General features: G+C 39.3%; 28 protein-coding genes. 20 read left to right on the plus strand and 8 right to left on the minus strand.

Annotated features, from left to right (window positions below):
* Nucleotides 1-30 precede the first annotated feature (30 nt).
* From CDZ88_RS01800 to CDZ88_RS01810, 3 genes are all read left to right on the plus strand, one after another.
* Nucleotides 31-1,227 carry an MFS transporter gene (locus tag CDZ88_RS01800; protein WP_100371914.1) on the plus strand — a complete coding sequence of 399 codons (1,197 nt, stop codon included), beginning with the start codon at nucleotides 31-33 and terminating at the stop codon, nucleotides 1,225-1,227.
* A gap of 123 nt (nucleotides 1,228-1,350) precedes the next feature.
* A complete protein-coding gene (gene yhaM, locus CDZ88_RS01805; RefSeq protein WP_100371915.1) occupies nucleotides 1,351-2,310 on the plus strand; it encodes a 3'-5' exoribonuclease YhaM in 960 nt (319 codons plus the stop codon).
* A 63-nt stretch (nucleotides 2,311-2,373) separates the two neighbouring features.
* Complete coding sequence (locus tag CDZ88_RS01810; RefSeq protein WP_100371916.1) at nucleotides 2,374-2,652, plus strand: sporulation YhaL family protein; 279 nt, start codon at nucleotides 2,374-2,376, stop codon at nucleotides 2,650-2,652.
* An 804-nt stretch (nucleotides 2,653-3,456) separates the two neighbouring features.
* Here the strand turns inward: CDZ88_RS01810 and CDZ88_RS01815 are convergent.
* Nucleotides 3,457-3,567: a YjcZ family sporulation protein gene (locus tag CDZ88_RS01815; protein ID WP_100371917.1), complete on the minus strand. Its 111-nt coding sequence runs from the start codon at nucleotides 3,565-3,567 to the stop codon at nucleotides 3,457-3,459.
* A gap of 233 nt (nucleotides 3,568-3,800) precedes the next feature.
* A complete protein-coding gene (locus CDZ88_RS01820) occupies nucleotides 3,801-4,709 on the minus strand; it encodes a peptidylprolyl isomerase (RefSeq protein WP_100371918.1) in 909 nt (302 codons plus the stop codon).
* Between the two features lie 284 nt (nucleotides 4,710-4,993).
* On the opposite strand from CDZ88_RS01820, the gene CDZ88_RS01825 reads away from it, so the two are divergent.
* Nucleotides 4,994-5,077 (plus strand): YjcZ family sporulation protein, encoded by an 84-nt coding sequence (locus tag CDZ88_RS01825; RefSeq protein WP_100371919.1) that lies wholly within the window; start codon nucleotides 4,994-4,996, stop codon nucleotides 5,075-5,077.
* Between the two features lie 60 nt (nucleotides 5,078-5,137).
* Complete coding sequence (locus tag CDZ88_RS01830) at nucleotides 5,138-5,227, plus strand: YjcZ family sporulation protein (protein ID WP_022626469.1); 90 nt, start codon at nucleotides 5,138-5,140, stop codon at nucleotides 5,225-5,227.
* A gap of 467 nt (nucleotides 5,228-5,694) precedes the next feature.
* On the opposite strand, the gene CDZ88_RS17685 is transcribed toward CDZ88_RS01830, so the two are convergent.
* Complete coding sequence (locus tag CDZ88_RS17685; RefSeq protein ID WP_100371920.1) at nucleotides 5,695-5,874, minus strand: hypothetical protein; 180 nt, start codon at nucleotides 5,872-5,874, stop codon at nucleotides 5,695-5,697.
* 169 nt (nucleotides 5,875-6,043) lie between these two features.
* Here CDZ88_RS17685 and CDZ88_RS01840 point away from each other — a divergent pair, with 169 nt between their 5' ends.
* The 8 genes from CDZ88_RS01840 to CDZ88_RS17235 all read left to right on the plus strand — a co-directional run bounded on the left by CDZ88_RS01840 (nucleotide 6,044) and on the right by CDZ88_RS17235 (nucleotide 11,660).
* Nucleotides 6,044-6,640 (plus strand): YpmS family protein, encoded by a 597-nt coding sequence (locus CDZ88_RS01840; protein WP_100371921.1) that lies wholly within the window; start codon nucleotides 6,044-6,046, stop codon nucleotides 6,638-6,640.
* Nucleotides 6,641-6,839: 199 nt separating this feature from the next.
* Nucleotides 6,840-7,271: a VOC family protein gene (locus tag CDZ88_RS01845; protein WP_100371922.1), complete on the plus strand. Its 432-nt coding sequence runs from the start codon at nucleotides 6,840-6,842 to the stop codon at nucleotides 7,269-7,271.
* A gap of 19 nt (nucleotides 7,272-7,290) precedes the next feature.
* The gene (locus CDZ88_RS01850) at nucleotides 7,291-7,788 is read left to right on the plus strand and encodes a GNAT family N-acetyltransferase (protein WP_100371923.1); all 498 of its coding nucleotides are present in this window, start codon (nucleotides 7,291-7,293) and stop codon (nucleotides 7,786-7,788) included.
* A 257-nt stretch (nucleotides 7,789-8,045) separates the two neighbouring features.
* Nucleotides 8,046-8,549, plus strand: coding sequence for an ArsR/SmtB family transcription factor (locus CDZ88_RS01855; protein WP_232718519.1), 504 nt, complete (start codon nucleotides 8,046-8,048; stop codon nucleotides 8,547-8,549).
* Nucleotides 8,550-8,551: 2 nt separating this feature from the next.
* Nucleotides 8,552-9,826, plus strand: coding sequence for an MFS transporter (locus CDZ88_RS01860; RefSeq protein WP_100371924.1), 1,275 nt, complete (start codon nucleotides 8,552-8,554; stop codon nucleotides 9,824-9,826).
* 161 nt (nucleotides 9,827-9,987) lie between these two features.
* Nucleotides 9,988-10,479: an RNA polymerase sigma factor gene (locus CDZ88_RS01865; RefSeq protein WP_100371925.1), complete on the plus strand. Its 492-nt coding sequence runs from the start codon at nucleotides 9,988-9,990 to the stop codon at nucleotides 10,477-10,479.
* Nucleotides 10,476-11,420 carry an anti sigma factor C-terminal domain-containing protein gene (locus CDZ88_RS01870; protein ID WP_100371926.1) on the plus strand — a complete coding sequence of 315 codons (945 nt, stop codon included), beginning with the start codon at nucleotides 10,476-10,478 and terminating at the stop codon, nucleotides 11,418-11,420. The genes CDZ88_RS01865 and CDZ88_RS01870 overlap by 4 nt, the downstream gene beginning before the upstream one ends.
* A gap of 63 nt (nucleotides 11,421-11,483) precedes the next feature.
* Complete coding sequence (locus CDZ88_RS17235; RefSeq protein ID WP_157796434.1) at nucleotides 11,484-11,660, plus strand: hypothetical protein; 177 nt, start codon at nucleotides 11,484-11,486, stop codon at nucleotides 11,658-11,660.
* 171 nt (nucleotides 11,661-11,831) lie between these two features.
* Here CDZ88_RS17235 and CDZ88_RS01875 read toward each other — a convergent pair whose 3' ends face one another.
* The 3 genes from CDZ88_RS01875 to CDZ88_RS01885 all read right to left on the minus strand — a co-directional run bounded on the left by CDZ88_RS01875 (nucleotide 11,832) and on the right by CDZ88_RS01885 (nucleotide 13,641).
* Nucleotides 11,832-12,374 carry a DUF3267 domain-containing protein gene (locus CDZ88_RS01875; RefSeq protein WP_100371927.1) on the minus strand — a complete coding sequence of 181 codons (543 nt, stop codon included), beginning with the start codon at nucleotides 12,372-12,374 and terminating at the stop codon, nucleotides 11,832-11,834.
* A gap of 180 nt (nucleotides 12,375-12,554) precedes the next feature.
* Entirely contained in the window at nucleotides 12,555-13,151 is a 597-nt protein-coding gene (locus tag CDZ88_RS01880) for an HTH-type transcriptional regulator Hpr (RefSeq protein ID WP_100371928.1), read from the minus strand.
* 145 nt (nucleotides 13,152-13,296) lie between these two features.
* Nucleotides 13,297-13,641, minus strand: a complete 345-nt coding sequence (locus CDZ88_RS01885; protein ID WP_100371929.1) for a YtxH domain-containing protein — start codon at nucleotides 13,639-13,641, stop codon at nucleotides 13,297-13,299.
* Nucleotides 13,642-13,722: 81 nt separating this feature from the next.
* Between CDZ88_RS01885 and CDZ88_RS01890 the strand changes: the two genes are divergently transcribed.
* Nucleotides 13,723-13,914, plus strand: coding sequence for a hypothetical protein (locus CDZ88_RS01890; RefSeq protein WP_100371930.1), 192 nt, complete (start codon nucleotides 13,723-13,725; stop codon nucleotides 13,912-13,914).
* A gap of 31 nt (nucleotides 13,915-13,945) precedes the next feature.
* Here the strand turns inward: CDZ88_RS01890 and serC are convergent, their stop codons facing one another.
* Together serC and CDZ88_RS01900 are read right to left on the minus strand one after the other, a co-directional pair.
* Nucleotides 13,946-15,034: a 3-phosphoserine/phosphohydroxythreonine transaminase gene (gene serC, locus CDZ88_RS01895; protein ID WP_100371931.1), complete on the minus strand. Its 1,089-nt coding sequence runs from the start codon at nucleotides 15,032-15,034 to the stop codon at nucleotides 13,946-13,948.
* Nucleotides 15,035-15,167: 133 nt separating this feature from the next.
* The gene (locus CDZ88_RS01900; protein WP_100371932.1) at nucleotides 15,168-15,602 is read right to left on the minus strand and encodes an HIT family protein; all 435 of its coding nucleotides are present in this window, start codon (nucleotides 15,600-15,602) and stop codon (nucleotides 15,168-15,170) included.
* A 188-nt stretch (nucleotides 15,603-15,790) separates the two neighbouring features.
* Here CDZ88_RS01900 and CDZ88_RS01905 point away from each other — a divergent pair, with 188 nt between their 5' ends.
* From CDZ88_RS01905 to CDZ88_RS01930, 6 genes are all read left to right on the plus strand, one after another.
* The gene (locus CDZ88_RS01905; RefSeq protein WP_100371933.1) at nucleotides 15,791-17,377 is read left to right on the plus strand and encodes a long-chain-fatty-acid--CoA ligase; all 1,587 of its coding nucleotides are present in this window, start codon (nucleotides 15,791-15,793) and stop codon (nucleotides 17,375-17,377) included.
* 116 nt (nucleotides 17,378-17,493) lie between these two features.
* Entirely contained in the window at nucleotides 17,494-17,991 is a 498-nt protein-coding gene (locus CDZ88_RS01910) for a PCYCGC motif-containing (lipo)protein (RefSeq protein WP_100371934.1), read from the plus strand.
* A gap of 122 nt (nucleotides 17,992-18,113) precedes the next feature.
* Nucleotides 18,114-18,857 carry an ABC transporter ATP-binding protein gene (locus CDZ88_RS01915; RefSeq protein WP_100371935.1) on the plus strand — a complete coding sequence of 248 codons (744 nt, stop codon included), beginning with the start codon at nucleotides 18,114-18,116 and terminating at the stop codon, nucleotides 18,855-18,857.
* On the plus strand, nucleotides 18,854-20,077 hold the full coding sequence (locus tag CDZ88_RS01920; protein WP_100371936.1) for an ABC transporter permease: 1,224 nt from the start codon (nucleotides 18,854-18,856) through the stop codon (nucleotides 20,075-20,077). The genes CDZ88_RS01915 and CDZ88_RS01920 overlap by 4 nt, the downstream gene beginning before the upstream one ends.
* A 43-nt stretch (nucleotides 20,078-20,120) precedes the next feature.
* Complete coding sequence (locus CDZ88_RS01925; protein ID WP_100371937.1) at nucleotides 20,121-20,867, plus strand: EcsC family protein; 747 nt, start codon at nucleotides 20,121-20,123, stop codon at nucleotides 20,865-20,867.
* Nucleotides 20,868-21,165: 298 nt separating this feature from the next.
* The gene (locus CDZ88_RS01930; RefSeq protein WP_100371938.1) at nucleotides 21,166-21,588 is read left to right on the plus strand and encodes a DUF1801 domain-containing protein; all 423 of its coding nucleotides are present in this window, start codon (nucleotides 21,166-21,168) and stop codon (nucleotides 21,586-21,588) included.
* Nucleotides 21,589-21,628: the final 40 nt, after the last annotated feature.

Genomic DNA, 21,628 nt, shown 5'->3' on the forward strand with positions numbered 1-21,628 from the left:
CACTAATTAATTGTAAAGAAGGATTATTATATGAAAAATGCTGAATTTAAGCCGCTCTTAATGTTAATGATTAATATGTTTGTCATCATGATGGGGATAGGGCTTGTGATTCCAATTCTACCTTATTACATAGAAGAATTCGGGGCATCGAGTTTTGAACTTGGTTTATTGATTGCTGTTTTTTCCTTTATGCAGTTTTTACTAGCCCCGTTTTGGGGACGCTTGTCCGATAAGTATGGGAGAAAGCCACTAATTGCAATCGGAATGTTTGGATTTGCAGGTGCAGAATTTATTTTTGCGTTTGCAACAGACTTGTGGATGCTTTTTTTATCTAGAATGCTCGCAGGTTCATTTGGATCAGCGATCATGCCGTCAGCAATGGCCTATGTTTCAGACCGAACAACACCTGAGAGGCGGGGACACGGGATGGGAATGCTCGGGGCAGCGATGGCCTTAGGAATTGTTTTTGGTCCAGGGATTGGAGGCTGGCTTGCGGAATTTAGCTTAGCTCTTCCTTTCTTATTTGCCGGAGTTGCTGCTACATTAGCTGGTGTTTTCTCTTTGTTTCTATTACCTGAGTCATTAACTAAAGAAAAGCGTGTGGAGATGGCTCGTAATCTGGATCAGACCAATCAGTTTGTGCAAATGTGGCAAGCTTTGAAAAGTCCTGTAGGGTTTCTGCTCGTGTTGGTATTCGGTTTAAGTTTCGGACTTGCTAACTTCCAAACAATTTTTGGTTTGTATGCTTTGCATCAGTTTAACTACTCGCCTTCGCAAGTTGGTTTTATCATGGTGCTAGTAGGAATTATTGGTGCTGTTGCTCAAGGGGGACTTGTTGGAAGATTGACGCTTCGGTTCGGAGATGAAAAGGTCGTTCTCGGTTCGCTCTTATTGAGTGGGATTGGGTATGTTGTGATGTTACTAGCCTTTGATTTGGTCACAGTCATTTTAACAACGTGTTTATTCTTTCTCGGAAACTCTATTTTAAGGCCATCTGTTAATACAATGATTTCAAAGCTCGCAGGAGAACGACAAGGTATGATCATGGGATTAAATAATTCCTTTTTAAGCCTTGGTAATGTAGTCGGTGCTATCCTTGCTGGGGTCATGTTTCAATGGAGTATTTATCTTCCATATAGTATTGGCGCCTTAACGATGTTTATTGCCTTTGCTTTAACCATCTATTGGTTAGCTAAACGTAAGGATAAAGTAAATGCCCCTGCTTAATCGAATAGCTTAGAGACCTAAGTCGATCTAGAGGCCTAGGTTTCTTCGTCATGCAAATGAGAATTAGCTTTAAATTATGCTATACTAATTTTATTAACAAAATTTTAAAATGAGGTGAGACGATTGAGTAAAGGGATTCGTTATCAAAAAGTAGGCGACAAAATAGAGTCTTATTTATTAATCAAAACAGCTACTAAAGGGATTGCAAGTAATGGAAAACCCTTTTTAACATTAATTTTTGGAGATCATACTGGTGAGATTGAAGCGAAGTTGTGGGGATGTTCCCCTGAGGATGAGAGCGCATTCTCAAGCAAGGCAATCGTACATATTCAAGGAGATATCATTGAATACCGTGGACGTCTTCAATTGAAAATTTCAAGCATACGTCCAACGACAGCGATGGACAATGTGAAGGTAGCAGACTTTGTTCGTTCTGCCCCCATTTCACCAGAGGACATGCTAGAGGAAATTACGCAATACATTTTTGAAATGAAGAATCCAACAATCCAACGTGTAACTCGTTTCTTATTAAAGAAACATCAACAAGCATTTTTAGAGTCACCTGCCGCAACAAAAAACCATCATGAATTTGTTTCTGGCCTTGCTTATCATGTCGTTTCCATGTTAAAAGTGGCAAAAGATTTAGTTGCCCTGTACCCTTCATTAGATCATGATTTATTATATGCTGGAGTTATTTTGCACGATCTCGGTAAAGTCCGTGAACTCTCTGGTCCTATCGATACCACGTACACAATTGAAGGCAAATTGATCGGACATATCTCTATTGTCGTCAATGAGATCGCAGAAGCAGCAAAAGAACTTGAGATTGATGGCGAAGAAGTATTGATCCTTCAACATATGGTCTTAAGTCACCATGGTAAAGGGGAGTGGGGCTCACCGAAGGTTCCTGTTGTTCGTGAAGCAGAAGTTCTTCATATGATTGATAATATTGATGCGAAAATCAATATGATGGATCGTGCGTTAGAGCGAGTTCAACCTGGTGAATTTTCTGAGCGTGTGATGGCACTTGATAATCGCAGCTTCTATAAACCAACTTTTCATGAGCCACCATTAGATATCTAAGTTCTATAATTCCTTTTTCCCTCATAGTCTTTAATAAGATAAGACAAGCAGGGAGGAATTATTATGAATGAACGTCAAAAAAACCAACGACGTGCGCTGATTCTATTAATCATACTTGCGGTATTGTTTGTATTAACTCAAACAACACTAGGTGCGATTCTATTAGCCAGTCCGTGGTGGGTTTACTTTGTGATCGCAGGTATTCTTTTAAGCGGTTATTTATCAATGAAGTATTCTAAAGAAGAACATGAATTCGAACAAGAGTGGATTGAAAAAGAAGGTAACGTCTATATGGAACGATTGGCTGAAGAAAAGGCAAAGCGAGCAAAAGAAAGGTCGTAGCGAAATAGCTACGACCTTTTTTTCTTTATTTTACCCTATTGGTGATCTAATCCTCGACTTTAGCTAGGAGATACTCAAAGAAATCATTGAAAATTAGCATAAATTAGACGGATCTGAGTCCTGTGAGCGACTTGCGAGTACAGCTCGCGCGAAACGAACCCATTATCGCGCAAACTGTTTACTTTTCCGCGCGAAGTTTCTTCATTTCCGCGCAATTTTAGCAAGTTTTCGCGCAAACGCTTCAAAAAAATGGTAAAAGTTGAGTGGTACCGCTTCCGGTGGCTCCTTGGGTTGAGGGAAAACCGGTGAATCGAACGAAGTCAGAGAGCGACTTCTAATCGCTCCTCCTAGTTTTCCCTCAACCCAGAGCAGTCGCCTCCGCTTTTCTTGTCTAGCTGCGGTTGCCAGAGGCTCGTGGTCAAATAACCTGCCAGATAGAAAAGCATGAAGCGCTTTTCATCTGCCAGAACATTTGCATTACGCCTCTAAGCGGCAACCTCCGCTTTTCTTGTCTAGCTCCAGGGCTCAGCTGCTAGTGAAATTCCGTTCGCCTCGGTCGATAAGTCAACATCAGATCACTACGTTCTCTGTGTTTCCTTTATCTCGGTCGCCGCCCTCCATTTCATACGCCGCTGAACGAGCCCTTCCGCTTTTCTGTCTAGCTTCGGAGTCCAGTGGCTAGTAAAATTCCGATCGCCTCGGTCGATAAGTCAACATCGAATCACTACGTTCTTCGTGTTTCCTATATCTCGGTAGCCGCTCTCCATTTTATACGCCACTAAACGAACTCCTACACTTTTCTACTTAACAGTAAAATGTTGCGCCTACGATGACTAGTAGGATAAAGAGGATTACTAAGATTGTGAAGCCGTTATCGCTTTCGTAATGTCCATGTTGTTGTTGTTGTTTTGACATGCTATTCATCCTTTCGATTCCGTAGTTAGGGGGTTCCCATAATCTAACGTATGCAAATGTCTATGTTTTGACATAGGCAAATCTGGAATTTGGGCTTGGTTCTTTCAATCAAGGTAGGGAGATTGTCAGTGGAGGGCATCATATACTAATGAAGAAATACTTTTAACAACTTCTCATATAAGCAATCCAAATAGAAAAAGGCCATATGAGCATTTCTCATATGGCCTTAATTTTTATTCTGTTTCCGTTGATGCACTTTGATTAAATAGTTCAGCAAACTCAGGATCTTTCACATCAATGTTTGCATTTTCGATGAGATCATTTAATACTTCGTCAGTTGATTTTGATTGTTGTTGAATTAATGTTTCTTCAATATCATCTGCAAAGTCTTCATACTCTGACTTGCGGTCTGTAACTTTAATAATATGGAAACCAAATTCAGATTCAACCGCGTCACTTATCTCGCCAACTTCAAGGGCGAATGCTGCTTCTTCAAATTCAGTAACCATTTCACCAGGGCCAAATAAACCTAAGCTCCCGCCTCTAGATGCTGACCCATCCATTGAATACTCAGCAGCCAAATCACCGAATTCTTCTCCTGCTTCAAGTTTCTCAAGAACTTCATTCGCTGTTTCTTCATCTTCTACAAGAATATGACTTGCTTCTACTTGTTCAGAGTATTGCTCTGAATTCTCTTCGTAATAAGCCACTTTATCTTCTTCTGTTACATCAACATCAGATTTAGCTAATTTATCAAGAACGATTGGTGGAACAACCATATCTTCGACGAAGGCGTCCATGGAATCATAGCTCATGTTAAATTGGTTATCTAAAGTTTCAAGTAATTCCTCATCCGATTCTACATTCAGTTGTGATTTGAAGTTTTGAACACCTTCTTCAATCTCTTCCTCTGTAATCCCAAGATCGTCCTGAGCATTCGCAATAATTAGGCGTTGGACCATTTCTTCTAATGTTGCATCGCCATAACGTTCTTTCATTTTGGCATAGAGCTCAGCTTCCGTTAGCTCAGTACCATCTACTATCGCTACTACAGCTGATTCTGAAGTTGTTTCCTCATTATTGCATGCTGCAAGTACTGTAATACAAGCAATTCCAACAGCTGCGATCATACGTTTTTTCATTCATTCCACTCCTAGAAATAATTTCATGTTAGATGAGTGTGCGATTATTTTGGTTAAACAAAATAAATCATTCATCATGGTTTCCATTTTTTGATTTAATAAAGACCTTATAAAGCGCGCTTTCATATGATATTACAGACATTACTATACCATAAAAAAACAAGCTTGAGAAAGGTTTTCCAACAGGACTCTGACGTTGAAATGATTATAATAGGTCATTCGCCTAGTACCTATATAAGGCAATTGCATAGTATATCCTAACAAAGTAAAGAGGAGGTGTTCTTATGTCTCACTCATATAGCGGTGGTTTCGCGTTAATCGTCGTATTGTTCATCTTACTAGTAATCGTAGGTGCAGCTTGGTGCTAGACTAGCACCAACACCTCTGTACGGAAGTAACATATTACTAATGGAAGGGAGGATTCTCTCATGGGTCACTCTTATGGATATAACGGATTTGCGTTGATCGTTGTATTATTTATTCTTTTAGTGATTATTGGCGCTTCTTGGTGCTGCTAATCACTATATACAAGAAGAGACTGGAACCTTTTCAAAGGCTCCAGTCTTTTCGTTGTGAAGCGAGAGATAACCTTCGCTTTTCTGTCTAGCTCCAGGGCTCAGCGACTAGTGAAATTCCGTTCGCCTCGGTCGATAAGTCAACATCAGATCACTATGTTCTCTGTGTTTTCTTTATCTCGGTCGCCGCTCTCCATTTCATACGCCGCTGAACGAGCCCTTCCGCTTTTCTGTCTAGCTGCGGCTCCTTGGAATTCGGGGAAAACCGGTGAATCGAACGAAGTCAAAGAGCGACTTCTTATCGATCCCCCTAGTTTTCCCGAATCCCAGACCAGTCGCCTCCGCTTTTCGTGTCTAGCTGCGGTTGCCAGAGGCTCGTGGACAAATAACCTGCCAGATATAAAAGAAAAAAGCGCTTTTAATCTACCAGAACATTTGCATGACGCCTCTAAGCGGCAACCTCCGCTTTTCTAAGTAAACATGAATTTTACATAGGTTGATGTTAGTAGGATGGTCATGAGGATGTTTATGGTTCTGAACACTTTAGGTTGTTTTTCGGTTGGGATTTCTTTGCGTTCACATAAGGCGTCCGTCATTGAATTGATCATGAACAAGATAAATAGAGCAAAAAACACAAGGAAAAAGAGCATCAAACTGCCTCCAGTCTAGCTTTGTCTTATCTTAAACTTTATCAAAAATTTCAATAAAAAGATAGAAGAATGCTTGATTTAGTTTTTGGCAAAAGGGTATTCTCACTGTAATATATGAAAGTGTAATGTATTTTACGCATAGTTATATGCTAAATGAGGTGGGGAAAGTATGAGAGAACAGAAGAAAAGATGGTTTCCTTTTAAAGGAGCATTTTTGGTCTTGTTAGGTGTTAATATTGTAGCAATCATAGCTGTGGTTGTCATGGTATCTAGATTAACTGTACCAATCGATCAAGAGTATTTCGAGTCATCAGCTCCTGTTGATAGAGAGGCAGCCTTTACAATCGAAACATCAAAAAGTAAATTGAACGGGTTGATTGCTAAGGAAATTGAAAAAGAGGATCAGGGTGTTCCCTATGTTGTAGAAATTGGGGATGAGTTGATTGAGTTTAGATCGGCGTTTGAGTTATTTGGGCAACAAATACCGGTTCAAATGAGTTTTGATCCGGAAGTGACAGACAATGGGGATATTGTTTTACATGCAGAGCAAATCTTTGTCAGTGTTTTTGAAATGCCAGCAGATCGAGCAATGCAAATTATTAAAGATTTTACGGATATGCCAGAATGGGTCGAAATTTACCCAGCTGATCAGCTCGCTCATATTAAAGTAACGGAAATCGACGTGGACCCTTCAATTGAATTTCGCGCACAGACAATTAATATAGCAGAAGATCAATTTGTTTTTGAAATGATATTAGTTGATTGAACATAATGTGGATGAAAAGGAGTACGAGTAGATTCATTACTTGTATTCCTTTTTTATATTTGAAGAAGATTAGTTAGAATTTTGTGTTAAAATAATTGTGGATGAATTTGGTGTAAGAGTGAAGAGCTTGCAAGTTTTTAGCTAATACGGTCAGGCACTGTATATTTGAAATAGTGATCTGCAATTGGAGGGCTTACAAATGAACAGAATTAATTTGCTCACTTTAGGAGTTAAAAACATCGACCAATCGTTAATATTTTATCGTGATGGATTAGGCTTTGAGACAACGGTTAGTGAAAATAGTCCTGTAATTGTGTTTTTCAATAATAAAGGAACAAAATTAGCGCTATACCCATTAGATGAGTTGGCAAAAGATATAAACGAGGAGGAACCGCCTGCTCGCAGTGGGTTTCCTGGAATCACTCTTGCTTATAACGCCCAATCAATTAATGAAGTGGATCAAATATTTGAAAGAGCAAAACAAGCAGGTGCAAAGGTTCTCAAACATCCTCAACGGGTTTTCTGGGGAGGGTACAGCGGGTACTTTGCTGATCCAGACGGTTACTATTGGGAAGTAGCATACGGTGAGGATTGGGAGTTTGATGAAAATGAAATGTTGGTGATTAAGTAACGAATGGATGTGGCTCATTATGAAAATTAGACAAGTCATACATAAAGACGCAGAGAAGTTAGAGAAATTAATTAAGCAGGTCGAGTCAGAATCCGACTTTATGTTAATGAATCCTGGTGAAAGAAAAACGACCGTGGAGCAGTTTAAGAAACAAATGGATCATTTCGATAAACAAGAAAACGCTGTGATATTTGGAGCAGAATTAGATGCCCAATTGATTGGCTATTTAATGGCCATCGGAGGGAGTGTTGAAAGAACAAAGCACTCTGCTTTTATTGTTGTTGGGATCTTAAAAGAATATCGAGGCAAAGGAATTGGAACGAAGTTATTTGAACGATTAGATGACTGGGCAAGAGAAGTGGGTCTTGTTAGACTAGAGCTCACGGTTGTCACAAAGAATGAAGCTGGTTTATCTTTATACACGAAAAGTGGGTTTGAGATTGAGGGTTTAAAAAGAAGGTCATTAAGTATTGATGGTTTATTTTATGATGAACATTATATGTCAAAACTCCTTTGAACTAGTAAAGGTCTATAACTTAAATAAAATAAGGAAGAACATTGGAGAACAATCATCCAATGTTCTTTGTTGTGAAGAATATGGCTATTTGCAATCCGCAATTCTCACAATGAATGAGGCCCCTATTTTTAGTAGGCAAAAAATATCCCCAATATAATATTTAGAAAATTGTATACGTTTTCCTTTTATCATGATAATCTAATTTTATAGATTATCAATCTGTAAAATTAGATCGACGGAGAGTGGAGGAGAATGCTGTGGATCATAGACCTTTAGATATTTCTGTAGAACAGGCTAAGTTACTTGGTAGTGCTTTACGTGTAATGATCATTGGTCAATTAGTGAACGAACCGAAAACATCAAAACAAGTTGCCGATCAACTGGGCGAGTCTGGCGGAAATGTGCATTATCATATTAAAAAGTTACATGATGGTGGGTTGTTGGAGCTTGTTTTTGAGAAACAAGTTGGAGGCGTGACTGAAAAATATTATAAGTCAAAAGCAAAGTGGTTTAATTCTCCTGGAGATACACCGGTTGATCAAGCGTTAAGAGATGATTTTGATGCGAAAAGCTCGACGGCACTAAGTCTTCGATTACAGTTAACGACTGAACAAAAAAATGAGATTGAGGATGAATTTAAGGCGTTTCTAGAAAGATGGGTAGAAAAAACAAGTCGAAATGATAGTAATGACAGTGAAGAATTTAGTATCGGGGTGAAGATTAATTCAACACAACCTAAACAGCAAGCATTGGAGGAGTAGATATGAAACTATTTTTCAATAGAGACTTCTCTTGTCTCTTCTTTGGTCGCGTGGTTACCAATATTGGTGATACGATGTATGCGGTTGCTGCAATGTGGTTAGTGGCTGAACTAGGAGGTTCCACATTTTATACAGGTCTAGCAGGCTTTCTCACGATCTTTCCTCGGCTTGTTCAATTTTTGTCAGGTCCAGTTATTGATCGAGTGCCGATTCGACTCTTATTAGTAAGTACACAAGTAGTCCAATCAATCTTGCTGCTCATCATCCCGGTCGCTCATTATACGGGTTTCTTATCAGTGGCACTAGTTCTAATCATCTCACCGATCATCACGACGTTTAATATGTTTGTCTATCCTGCACAAATGGCGGCTCTGCCAACATTTGTAGAGAAAAAAGAATTAACCAAAGCAAATTCCTTATTCACTTTCGCTTACCAAGGGATTGAAACGGGCTGCAATGCCATTGCCGGAGTCTTAATCGTTGCTGTCGGTGCAATTTCTGTGTATTTGATTGACTCTGTTATGTTTTTAATTGGTGCGATCCTATTTCTTATGATACAAACACCTAAAAAGCAAAAGGTCCAGATTAAACAGGAGAGAGAGTTGTTGAGTACTCATTTTAAAAGATATATATCGGATTTGAGCGAAGGGACAAAGATCTTATTTGGTAAGAAAATTGCGCGTTTATTATTAGGTGTTATGACGATTAATTTCGTAGGAGGAGCGACCTTTGTCGTCTTACCAGCATACAGTCAGTATCAAGGTGGGGCTGAAGTTTATGGGATGTTATTAATGGCACAGGCATTAGGTAGCTTAATAGGAGCTTTACTTGCACCTTACCTGAAATTAGAACGGTTTGGAATGGGGAAGGTTTACGCTATTGCATTTTTACTGAGTGGTTTACTTTGGGGTATCGCTGTTTTCGCTCCTTCGATGTGGTTAACTGTTATTCTCTACGGAGTGGCATGGGTGCCAGGTGGTGTAACGAACATCCTGATTAATACATGCTTACAAAAAGGCATTCCAGAAAGATTACTTGGAAGAGTGTTTTCCGCTGCATTTAGCCTAAGTGGAATTGCGATGCCAGTAGGATCTCTTCTCGGTGGGCTTATCGGATTGTATATTCATAGCATGTACATTATTTCCGCAAGTGGACTGATTGTAGCTTTAGTCGGGATGTTCTGGTTAGTGGATCGAACGACACAATCATTACCGAAGATTGAGGATTTTAATGAAGAAACGTTCATCCCTAAGGAACTTCAACTTAAAGCGAATTAGTTGGTGGAGAAAAGGCTCAGAATGATAATAATAAAACGGTTTTAGAGCATGATTTCACTCTCATAGTCATGCTTTTTTGTTACGATAAAAAAGAATTTATATAAAGTTTGTATACAAATTTTTAGTTGATTCGTTCTATCTATGTGAAAGGAGTTGAAGCAATGGCTAAGCCCTCAGAAGATGAAATTATAAAGCTTTCCAACGAAGTCTATCATAGATTATGTTCGATGGGGGCCAATCCGCAAGATGCAAAAGAAATTGTTCAAGAGTCTCTGTATCGTGCATTTCTTCACATAGATGGAATCGAAGCTGCATCTTTTCGAGCCTGGGTGTATAAAGTAGCAATTAATCAGTATTACGATTTGTGTCGCAGGACAAATCGATTTCCTACAACCGAGATTGATGAACAATTGTACAAATCTGTTGGTTCAATTGAAGATGATCTTCTAGGTAGAGAAAGAAAAGGAGAGCTTAATCGAGCAATGAGTGAATTAAAGCCACTTGAAAGAGGTCTTATTCAGAAAAAGTACGAAGAAGGCTATTCTTATAAAGAGATCTCTTCCTCGTATCAAATGAAAGAAAGTCAAGTGAAAACGTATTTATATCGAGCAAGAAAGAAGTTAGCCAAGTTGATAAGGAGAGAAGAGCTATGAAGGAATCACCATTTAAGCCAGATGAATTAAACAAAGTGATGAATAAAGCCAAGCGAAAAAGCTTGTTTCGAAATATTGTTATTTCGGTTGTGACACTTCTCGTACTAGGTACACTGTTAGTCTATGTGAATAACTACATAGTAAATCGTGCTTTTGACCGAGCTGACCATCGTGATCAATTACTCCTTTCTATCACACAACCGAACGTGGAACGGAGTGGAACAACTAGAGATTTTAATATTTTATCTGGTGACTATTCCTATCAACAATATAAACAAATTGAGGATAAAGTTGTACCATGGGGCAGAGAGTTTAGAACGTTTAATGCATTAGGGCAAAATTCGCATCGTGTACCACGTGATGAAGTAACGATGATAAACTCGGAGGATCAAAGAATCTATCACTCAGTCAGTGGTCAAAGACTGATGCGCTTTTACCACCCTCTTACCAAGTATGAGGTGATGCATGATGACCTAGAATTGATTGAACAAGCACCGGGTGATGCCGTGATGGAAGTGGCCCTCTCTTTTGATCAAGGCTATACGGTAGGAGAGGTACGAGATTTTTTAGGTCTTCAAGGTAAGATCACTTGGTTCTGGGCAAACCAACACACAGAGGATACTTCAGAGACTATGTATGAACGCACAATGGGAGGATATCAAGAATCAATCGTCTATGGGTTTAATGCAACTGGATTACAGGGTGAAGGTGACAGAGTCCATCAAACAGAAGGAGATTACCTCCATTTGTTAGAACAGGTAAAGGAGAGCGGTGCATACTCACATCATATTGATCACTTAATCCAAGCAGCACATGATCATATTGGAACGGGTTTAATCCTAGGTGTAGTCGTAACAGGGACGAAAGAAGAACTCCAATCATTAGAGCAAGAAGAGAAAGTAAGAGCGATTTCCCTCGGGGCTGTAGTAACTGAATTCTAGAAGTTTACAGTGTTGATAGACAAATGTTAAAGTTTACTTATCATTACTGGGGGAGTGCTAAATATGGATACAGTTAATTGGGGATCTGCTCTTTATCAACTCGTAGCGTTCACAATTCCATTATTATTAATTGGTCTCATTATATGGCTCATCAAGTCATCGATGAATCGGAGTAGACAATTAAAAGAAATTCAAGAGAACTTAGAAGAGATTAAGAAGCAAAATCAACAACAAAAATAAAAATGATGCGATTACTTTATGTGGGTAATCGCTTTTTTGTATGGAAGAAATTGAACGAATTTGAGCGAAGGTAATGAGGTGTTTAAGGAGGTTGTTAGGGTTACTTCCTAGAATGACACCTAGCAACTTATACATAAAAAAGACCAAGTAACTACTCACTTGATCTTTTTGCTAGATTGCTTGTTTGATTAAAATGTGGATGCCTTCTGAGTAATCTCCAACAAAGCACTTCTTCGGTGCTCTGAATAAGTAGGACGCATAGGTTAAATCGTAAAAGGCTAAACCGAAGTTAACCGACGTTAGGATCGAAAAGTAAGGCAAGAGATCAGGCCTCATAAATGAACCGATCGCACATGCCGATGTAATGATCACTAGTGGTGAAAGCAACGCCAAAATATATATATTTTTTGATAATGGATTAATTAATTTTATTGTCATAGTTGGGATTGCTTTATTTGAACCAAATTTTACTTTTGCACGGCCACCAGAGAGCCAAATTGGAATACAGTGTAGGATTTTATGTGCAAACACTAAAGATAGTAGTCCGCTGAAAAAGGTGAAAAATCCAAACTGAGTAAATTCTGTTGTTGGTACAATCGTACTCATAATCAAATAGTAAAATAAAAACGATAACAATACAGTACTGCATGCAAACATAATCAGGCGTAATGAGCCGTAATCACGAGCAATATTAATAGTTTTCCAGCAATTCATCTCTAAGTTGCACCTCCCGAACCCATTTGACTAATTTACGCCCTTTTTGAGGAGAATGCAATAGGTCCGACAAAAATAAAAGGATTTCGACAATAATAATATTTTGTCCGTACAGTAAAAGAAAAAGAGTTGATTCATCGAATGAATCAACTCAAGTCTGAGAACGTAGGCTACGCTTGATTATGACGATTCTTTTTTAGAATCTTGTTCATTAATGAGTGCTTGTCGGGGCAATAGCGTCCCATCCTCTTCTATAAAATCATTCTCAAATTTATGCATCGACTTTTCAAACATCTCAATAAAATCAGGTCCATAAATATGTCTAAGAATGCTCATAGTTTCAGAGAATTCAGGGAATTTTCCGTATAGTTCTTTAATTGGTAAGGCTCCCTTATACACTCCATACGTATCTGATTTATATCCATCTAGTGTTTGCAAAAACATCTCTCGACCTTCGGCTGTTAAACAGACGTACGTGTTGCGTTTGTCATTTTCCTTTTTAGAAAAGGTTAGAAATCCACGTTCTTCTAATTTTTTCGAGAAGTTAAATGCTGTTGAAACATGCATAACACCGAATTTCGCAATGTCAGAGATGGATGCCCCGTCTAAATGATAAGCAATCCACAAAATATGGTGTTCATTAATGTTTAAGTCGAATGGTTTGATCCAGGCTTGCCAGTCTTTCTCAACAGACTTCCATAAGGCTTTACTAAGTTGAGCAACTTTTAAGCTGAAGATCATGGACTGTTTTAAAGAGTAAGGTTCATTTTCCTCCATGTTTCTCCCCCTAACGATGATCTTTGTCTTTTTTTATGCAACAGAAGCTATTTTTGAATACTTTTATTACTTATTATGACAATATTCTACTAGAATGAAAAGAGAAATCCTCTAGTTTTTTAAAAATTTTATAAAAATAGTCTTTTTAGAGCTGCTTCATCTTTTCTACACGCTTTTGCAAATCCTCTGTATCTTGTCGTAATTGATCTATGCTTGGTTGAACATCTCTTTTCCAATCCTCAATGCTATCTTTCACTTCAGTACTGACTTCTTTGATCGATTGAATGCTTAATTGCGTCGTTTCATTCACTTGTTCTTTAAGGGCAGCTGTATCTGCTCCAAATTGATTTAATCCATTGCGAAGTTTATCAAAGTTAGTCTTACAGCACTCTTGTATTTCTTTTCCAGATGTCGGCGTAGATAGAAGGGTTGTAACTCCTGCAATCGTTGCTCCGACAGTGATTCCGGTCAAAAGGGACTTCAAGTTCATTCTACTCACCTCATTTATGATTTTTTAGCGTCATTTGTTTAAAAGTAGTTTCATACATTAGAAAAAGGAGGGATATGGACGATGCATGCTTTTATTTTATTAGTTATATCCTTTTGTTTACTGATGTTGTATGGAGGTATTTATTCTACCTCACGTCTTATTCAATCACGTTCTTCGGACGACCTTTCGTTTTGGAGAAAGAAAATGGCGATTATGTTCTCTAGTGCCATCTTAAGTGGGGCCTTGTTTGTATGGCTTTTATCATATGTGTGATGGAGAGCTGCGGCTGTTGCAGCTTTTTTTCTTATACATGTTTTCGTCTAAAGTCATTCATAAAGGAATGGAGGGCTTGGCAAGCTTCCAGTGGAACAGCATTATAGATCGAAGCACGACAGCCACCAACCGAACGATGCCCTCCTAGACCGACAAAGCCGTAATGTGTCGCTTCCTCAAGAAATGCTTTTGTTAATTCGTCAGTTGGTAGGGTGAAAGTAACGGTCATTTTCGAACGGCTATCTTCTGTTGCGTGACCTTGATAGAAGCCATTACTAGTATCGATCGCTTCATAGATTAATTGAGCTTTCTGTTCATTATACTCTTCTAATGCAATAGCCCCGCCTTGAGTATCTGCCCAGCTCAACACATTACGCAGCATATAGATCGCAAATGTTGGTGGCGTGTGGTACAAAGAATCGGCTTTGACATGTGTACTGTAGCTCAGCATGGTAGGTAATTGTTCTTTTACTCCAGCTAGTAAATCATCACGAATAATCGCAACGGTTACCCCAGAAGGACCGAGGTTTTTTTGAGCACCTGCATAGATCATGCCAAACTTCTTAATATCTAAAGGACGTGATAATAGATCACTCGACATATCTGCGATCAAAGGGACATCCCCTGTATCCGGAAAGCTTTGCCACTGGGTCCCATAGATCGTGTTGTTTGATGTGATGTGTACATAGGCATAGTCATCAGCGAGAGAATTCTCATTAATCGTTGGAATTGATCTATATTTTTGTTCTTTAGAAGTGGCTAACGTCGTTGTTTCTCCGATTAACTTAGCTTCTTTTAGAGCTTTTTCTGACCAAGAACCACTTAACACATAACCTGCTTTTTTTCCTTCGTGAAGAAAGTTCATAGGAATCATTGAAAATTGTAAGCTAGCGCCACCTTGTAGGAAAAGGACTTGATAATTATCAGGAATGTCTAATAGTTTCTTTAATAAGCTTTTAGCTTCTTGGTGAACAGATTCGTAGGCTTTGCTACGGTGACTTAATTCCATCACGGACATTCCTGTATCATCAAAATTAAGTAATTCTCTCTGAGCTTTTTCTAAAACAGATTTAGGTAAGGCTGATGGACCTGCATTGAAATTGTAGACATTTTTCTTCATTGCGCTTTCCACTCCTTTAGTTCTTCACCACAGTAATGATTGATAATACGATTATCGTACCATAATTTATTAGAAAAAAAAGAGGAATTTATGATATTTTCAGAATTAACTAAAAAGAACTGACCAAAGAAGGTCAGTTCGTAATATGTGCAGCAATGGCAGCTGCGATTTCTTGGAGGTCTTCTGGTTTATAGTCGGAACTATGATCTTTCCAAACAGCACCGAACCCATCGCCTTGTCCGTAACGAGGGATGAGATGGACATGATAATGAAACACTGTTTGTCCAGCTGCTTCTCCGTTATTGTTGACAATATTTAACCCTTCAGGCTGGTAGGTAGCTTTGATGCCTTTGGCGATCTTAGGAATGACGGAAAATAAATGACTAGCTACTTCTTCGTCTAACTCAAAAATGTCTGCTTGGTGAACTTTAGGAATAACAAGGGTATGTCCTTTCGTTACTTGACTAATGTCAATAAAGGCAAGAACATGTTCGTCCTCATATACCTTTGCTGCGGGAATTTCACCTTTTACAATTTTACAAAAAATACAATTAGGATCAAATGTCATCATCATCAACCTTTCTGATTGGGAGTATTTTCATGTTTCTACTATATCGTAGCAACGATTCTAGGTGCAAGTGTACAACCTGTTTTGTAACAGGTAGAACTTAGGTTACTGTTATTGTCACAGTGTTGAAAAATATGGTATCATAATTATAAGAATATTTAAATAAATCATTCAAAGGAGGAACAATTATGCATGTGCCTTTAGTTTTGCTTGATTTTTTAGATCGGGCAGTGGAATTGTACGGCGATAAGCCTGCGATCGTGGGTCGTGACAGAACACTTACATATGAACAGCTTAACAAGCGTGTTCAACAGCTTTCTCATGGACTGAAGGACTTACAAATTAACAAAGGCGATAAAGTAGCGTATCTTGCTCCTAATACAGAAGAGATGCTAGAAGGATTTTATGGGTTGTTTCAGGTAGGGGCTGTGATGACCTCATTAAATACGCGGTTAAAGCCTGAAGATTACTTGTTTATTTTAAATCATAGTGAGAGTCAGCTTCTATTTGTGGACTACGAGCTATTACCACTTATTGAACCTGTGATTGATAAGTTAGAAACGGTGAAACAGGTCATCGTCCATGGTGGAGATGAGAGCGGGGATGTTGGTCTACCATATGAGCGATGGCTCAGTCAGTTTGAATCGACACCATTTGCTCGTGTGCCACTTGATGAATCAGATCTTGCAAACATTTTGTATACAAGTGGAACGACAGGAAATCCAAAAGGGGTCATGCTCACTCATCGTAGTAACTATCTTCATGCCCTATCGACTCAGCACCATCTAAGAGTGAGTGACCAAGACCGATTATTGCATATCCTACCAATGTTTCACGTAAACGGATGGGGTTCCCCGTTTTACTATACAGCGAATGGAGCGACACAAGTGATGCTTCGGAAGATTGATCCTGAGTTAATTTTTAGGAAGATTGAAGAAAATGATGTGACGATTGCTCATATGGCACCTACTGTTTTAAATTTGTTACTAGAATATGCAAAGCAAAAAAACATCTCTAAAAAGACTAACATGCGCGTTGTGATTGCTGGGTCAGCCCCTCCACCTGCCTTTGTAACGAGAGTCGAGGAAGAATTAGGTTGGGAGTTTATTCAAGTGTATGGTATGACAGAAACGAGTCCGCTTGTGACAACCTCTCAAATTCGTTCAGAACAGCAATCCTTTGATCAAGAGAAAAAAACGCGGTTAAAAGCAAAAACAGGTTATCCAATGATAGGCTCAAAAGTTCGAGTTGTCAACGAGTTAGGCGAGCCGATCGAACCGAATGGAAAAACAACGGGTGAAATTGTTGTTCGCTCAAATGGCGTGATGGAAGGCTACTGGAAAAATCCTGAAGCGACGAAAGAAACGATTCGTGACGGATGGCTTCACACCGGAGATATGGCGACAATGGATCAAGACGGATATATGGAAATTGTTGATCGTAAAAAAGACGTTATCATTAGTGGCGGGGAAAACATTTCTTCTATAGAAGTAGAGGGTGTATTATATGAACATCCAGCCGTACTCGAAGCTGCTGTGATTGCCGTTCCTCATGAAAAATGGGGAGAGGTGCCACATGCAGTCGTCGTTCTAAGAGAAGGCGAGCAGTTAACGGAAGAAGACGTGATTAGCTTTGCTAGAAGTAAGATGGCTCATTTTAAAGCACCGAAAAGTGTCGTGTTTGCTGACGCACTTCCAAAGACAGCATCGGGAAAAATTCAAAAGGTGCAAATCCGCAAAGAATATTGGGGAGAAGGCACGCGAATGGTTAATTAATTTTATAGGTAAGAACAGTTCTTTACAGTTGTGTGAAGAGCTGTTCTTTTCTGTGTATACATAGAAAACTCATGCTATAATACATCCATAGTCGCTCAATGAAGGGGCAGGGTCAGATGAAAAAAATAATTTTAATGTTCGCTATTATCCTACTTATGATTCCGACAGTGGGCTGTCAAAACCACGAAATGGAAGATGAGAGCTCGACTGATCACGATCAGCACAACATGATGATGGGTGATCTACATGAAGAAACCACTTCTGCAGAACAATTGCCAACCTTTTTATCTCATCATCATGAGAACATTAGTGACATTTATGAACGCACACCTCACTATCAAGATTTATTAGAACAAATGCCTTGCTATTGTGGGTGCGGAGAGTCAGTTGGACACCGTAACACATTTGATTGCTTTATTCATGAACGAGGAGAAGATGGTTCGGTTGTATGGGATGATCACGGAGCCAAATGTGGAGTCTGCTTAGAGATCGCACATATTTCGATGGAGCTCTATGATAACGGAACGTCGCCAGGCGATATACGTGATTTTATTGATGAACGTTACCAAGAAGGTTTCGCAGAGCCAACAGACACACCACATCCAAATGCCTAAAACCCGCGTGAGAAGTAACTTTTATACAGTTACTTCTTTTTTAGTTTGAAGGTTTTTCTTCAATTAGTGGAGAAGGTAGTGGACAGTTTGGTAAGATAATGAAGCAAGGGAGGCGAATAAGAATGAAAGAACGCTTAAAAATTGAACAGTTAACTGGTGGATATCATCCGAAAAAGCCAGTTTTACACGATGTGAATTTCACGGTTAATGAAGCGGAGATTGTCGGGCTAATTGGGTTAAACGGTGCCGGAAAGAGTACGACGATCAAGCATATATTAGGGCTTTTGGATGCACAAAGTGGAAAAGTAACGATTGAGGGAAAGTCGTTTCAAGATGATCCGAATGAATATCGTCGTTCGTATGCCTACATACCAGAAACACCTATTTTATATGATGAATTAACTTTATGGGAGCATCTTGAATTAACAGCTCTTGCCTATGGGCTCGAGCAAAAGGTATTTGAAGATCGAGCAGAGGCCTTGCTTGCAGAGTTTAAGATGACAAGAATGAAGAAATGGTTTCCGAGTCACTTCTCTAAAGGAATGCGACAAAAAGTCATGATTATGAGTGCTTTTATGGTCGAACCGCCTGTGTATATTGTCGATGAACCGATTGTTGGTTTAGACCCACTAGGGATTCAGTCGTTTTTAAACTTTATCTCAGATATGAGAGCGCGTGGAGCGGCTGTCTTAATGTCGACCCATATTTTAGCGACAGCAGAACGTTATTGTGATCGCTTTGTCATCCTGCATCACGGGAAAGTTGTTCTTACAGGAACATTAGAAGAAATGCGTCAGCACCTATCGCTTCCAAACGCGACACTTGATGATATTTATATTGAGATGACGAAGGAAGATCTGCTATGAAAGATGGTATGACATTATGGCGCGAGCGTGTCGGTGCGTATTGGAACGAGGCGATTCGGTATTTACGTTTAATCGGAAACAGCGGGTTTTTATTTACGGTTTATTTTTTATTTTTGATTGGGAGCTACTATTATAGTCAGCTGTTGCAAGAGCTGCCAGAATCGTTCCCAGCCTTTTGGATCTTTATGATTTTGTTTGCGATTGTATTGGCACGTGGGAGAGTTCGGACATTTGTAAAGGAAGCGGACGTCGTCTTCTTACTTCCTTATGAATCAAAATTAGATCGGTACTTCAAGGCTTCACAGATCTATTCCTTTTTGTTTCAAGCGTTTTGGTTAACATTGATCTTTATTGTATTAGCCCCGTTATTCTCGTTACGAGTGGCTGAGGAGGCAGGAAGTTTTGGTTTTGTCTTATTCCTACTTTTGATCGTCAAAGCCTGGAATATGCTATGTATTTGGCAGGAACAACGATTTAGAAGTGACGGAGAGCGAGTGTCACACTTTTTCTTACGATTATTGGTTAACGCTGCGTTTACGTTTTTATTGTTCTCTGGTGCTGATCTATTGTATATTGGTGCAATATTAGTTGTTATGGCGTTATTATACGGTATCTATTATATGAGAGTCGTACGTCAATTTTCACTGAAATGGGATCACTTAATTACTGTTGAGCATAAGATGGTGATGTTTTTTTACCGCATTGCCAATGCCTTTACAGACGTCCCACAGTTAAAAGAACAAGTGCGAAGCCGATCGTATTTAAATGTGCTGCTTCCATTTTTATCGGTCAATCGGAAGTCTGTGTATCATTATTTATTTGCTCGGACTTTTATTAGAGCGAATGATTATTTAGGAATCTATGTCCGTCTAGTTGTTGTCGGAAGCTTCATAGTAGCGATTTTACCGAGTGGTTGGCTAGAAATTGCTGTGTTGTTATTATTTATGCACATGGTGATGATGCAACTATCGACATTATGGTTTCATTATGACACGAGTATGTGGGTCGATTTATACCCAACAAAAGAAGAAGACAAAAGCGATGCTCTAACAGCGATCAGTTTCCGACTTCTTCTTATCATGATAGCTGTGCTAACAGGGGTGCTATTGATTAGCTCCACCCTCGTGATGGCAGCCATTGGGTTAGTAGCGGGGATAGCCTTTAGCTATGTAGGTAGTACGAAATGGATTCATAAACGAAAAAAGCAAGCATGGTCATAAACGTTCCGTCATGTCATAACATGAAAAAGACATGGAGAGGAGGATGCCAGTGTATAGAGATGTAGCAGAAGAAGAACTGTCTAGGTGGAGAAGGAAGATCTTAAAACGTCCCTCGATGACAGGTCGTTACACGAAGAAATTACAAGGGAAAATGAACACCTTTGTACCAGAGAAGGTTCATACCGTCGTTTCGACAAGCATTAAAAACATGGTCCAAGCAACGCTTGCCGGTTCAGAGTATACATCGAAGAAAGAACCTCTTTATGATGTTAGTTTAGAACGTCGTGAGGAGGAAGTACGTCAGTTGATCAAAAAGTATAAACGTACCGCAGCCGCTGAAGGTGCAGGAACAGGGGCAGGTGGTATTTTACTTGGTATAGCGGATTTCCCATTATTACTTGGGATCAAGATGAAATTTCTTTATGACACGGCGTCGGCTTACGGGTTTGATGTGAGAGATTACCGGGAGCGATTGTTTGTGTTGTTATTATTTCAACTCGCTTTCTCAAGTGACGATAAGAAAGTTCAGTTACTACAGCGAGTTGAACGCTGGGAAGATGAGTACAACGAGCTTCCGAGTAAGCGAGAGCATCTTAATGGAGTCGACTGGAAAGAGTTCCAACTAACGTATCGTGATTACATTGATCTTCCGAAGATGCTTCAAATGATTCCTGGATTCGGTGCCATCGTCGGCGCCGTCGCCAACTATCATTTTCTCGATATGCTCGGAGAAACCGCTATGAATGCGTACCGCCTCCGCCTGTTTGCCCAAGAGAAGAAGAGTGAGTAAGAGAACAGCCGAAGCGAAGGTGCTTCGGCTGTTTTGGTTTTGTACTTGGTTGTCTTTTAAATTGTAATAGCTTTAATACAGATGTTTATGTAAGAGAATATGATGTGTGTGAGAGAGGTAAGGAGATAGAAAGATCCTCCTTACCTATTTTTGTTGAGCCGAATTTAACGTAAGGTCTGATTTGGCTTAAATGTTTATTAGGCACTTCTCGATAAAAGATACACTTCTTCTGTGTTATTATGTAAAATATATCCTGAAATGCGGTTTTCAGATCAAGAGCAAAGGAGCGGCTGAGCTTATGTACGAATTAAAAACGAAAGAAAATGATCGTGATGTGATTGAGTTTATTAATGAAGTGGAGCATCCTAGAAAACGTGAAGATGCTTTTCAATTGTTAGATATTTTTACTGAGACGACGGGTTTTAAAGCAAAAATGTGGGGGCCAAGTATTATTGGTTTTGGTTCGTATCATTACAAATATAAAACGGGTCACGAAGGAGATGCGCCTCTAGTCGGTTTTTCACCGAGAAAAGCGAAGATCAGTTTATATTTTGCGACGGGAGATACAAAAAGGGAGCAGTTGTTAGAGAATTTCGGTAAACATACTACAGGGAAAGCATGTGTGTACATTAATAAAGTAGCGGATGTTGACGTGGACGTATTAAAAGCATTGATCCAGCAATCCATCACATTCTTACAAGAAACCTATCCTAACGAGTGAGTGAACTTAGACTGGAGCAAGCTGAACAGGTACATTTGAA

It is taken from the genome of Bacillus sp. FJAT-45037 (assembly GCF_002797325.1).
Classification (GTDB): Bacteria; Bacillota; Bacilli; order Bacillales; family Bacillaceae_D; genus Alkalihalophilus.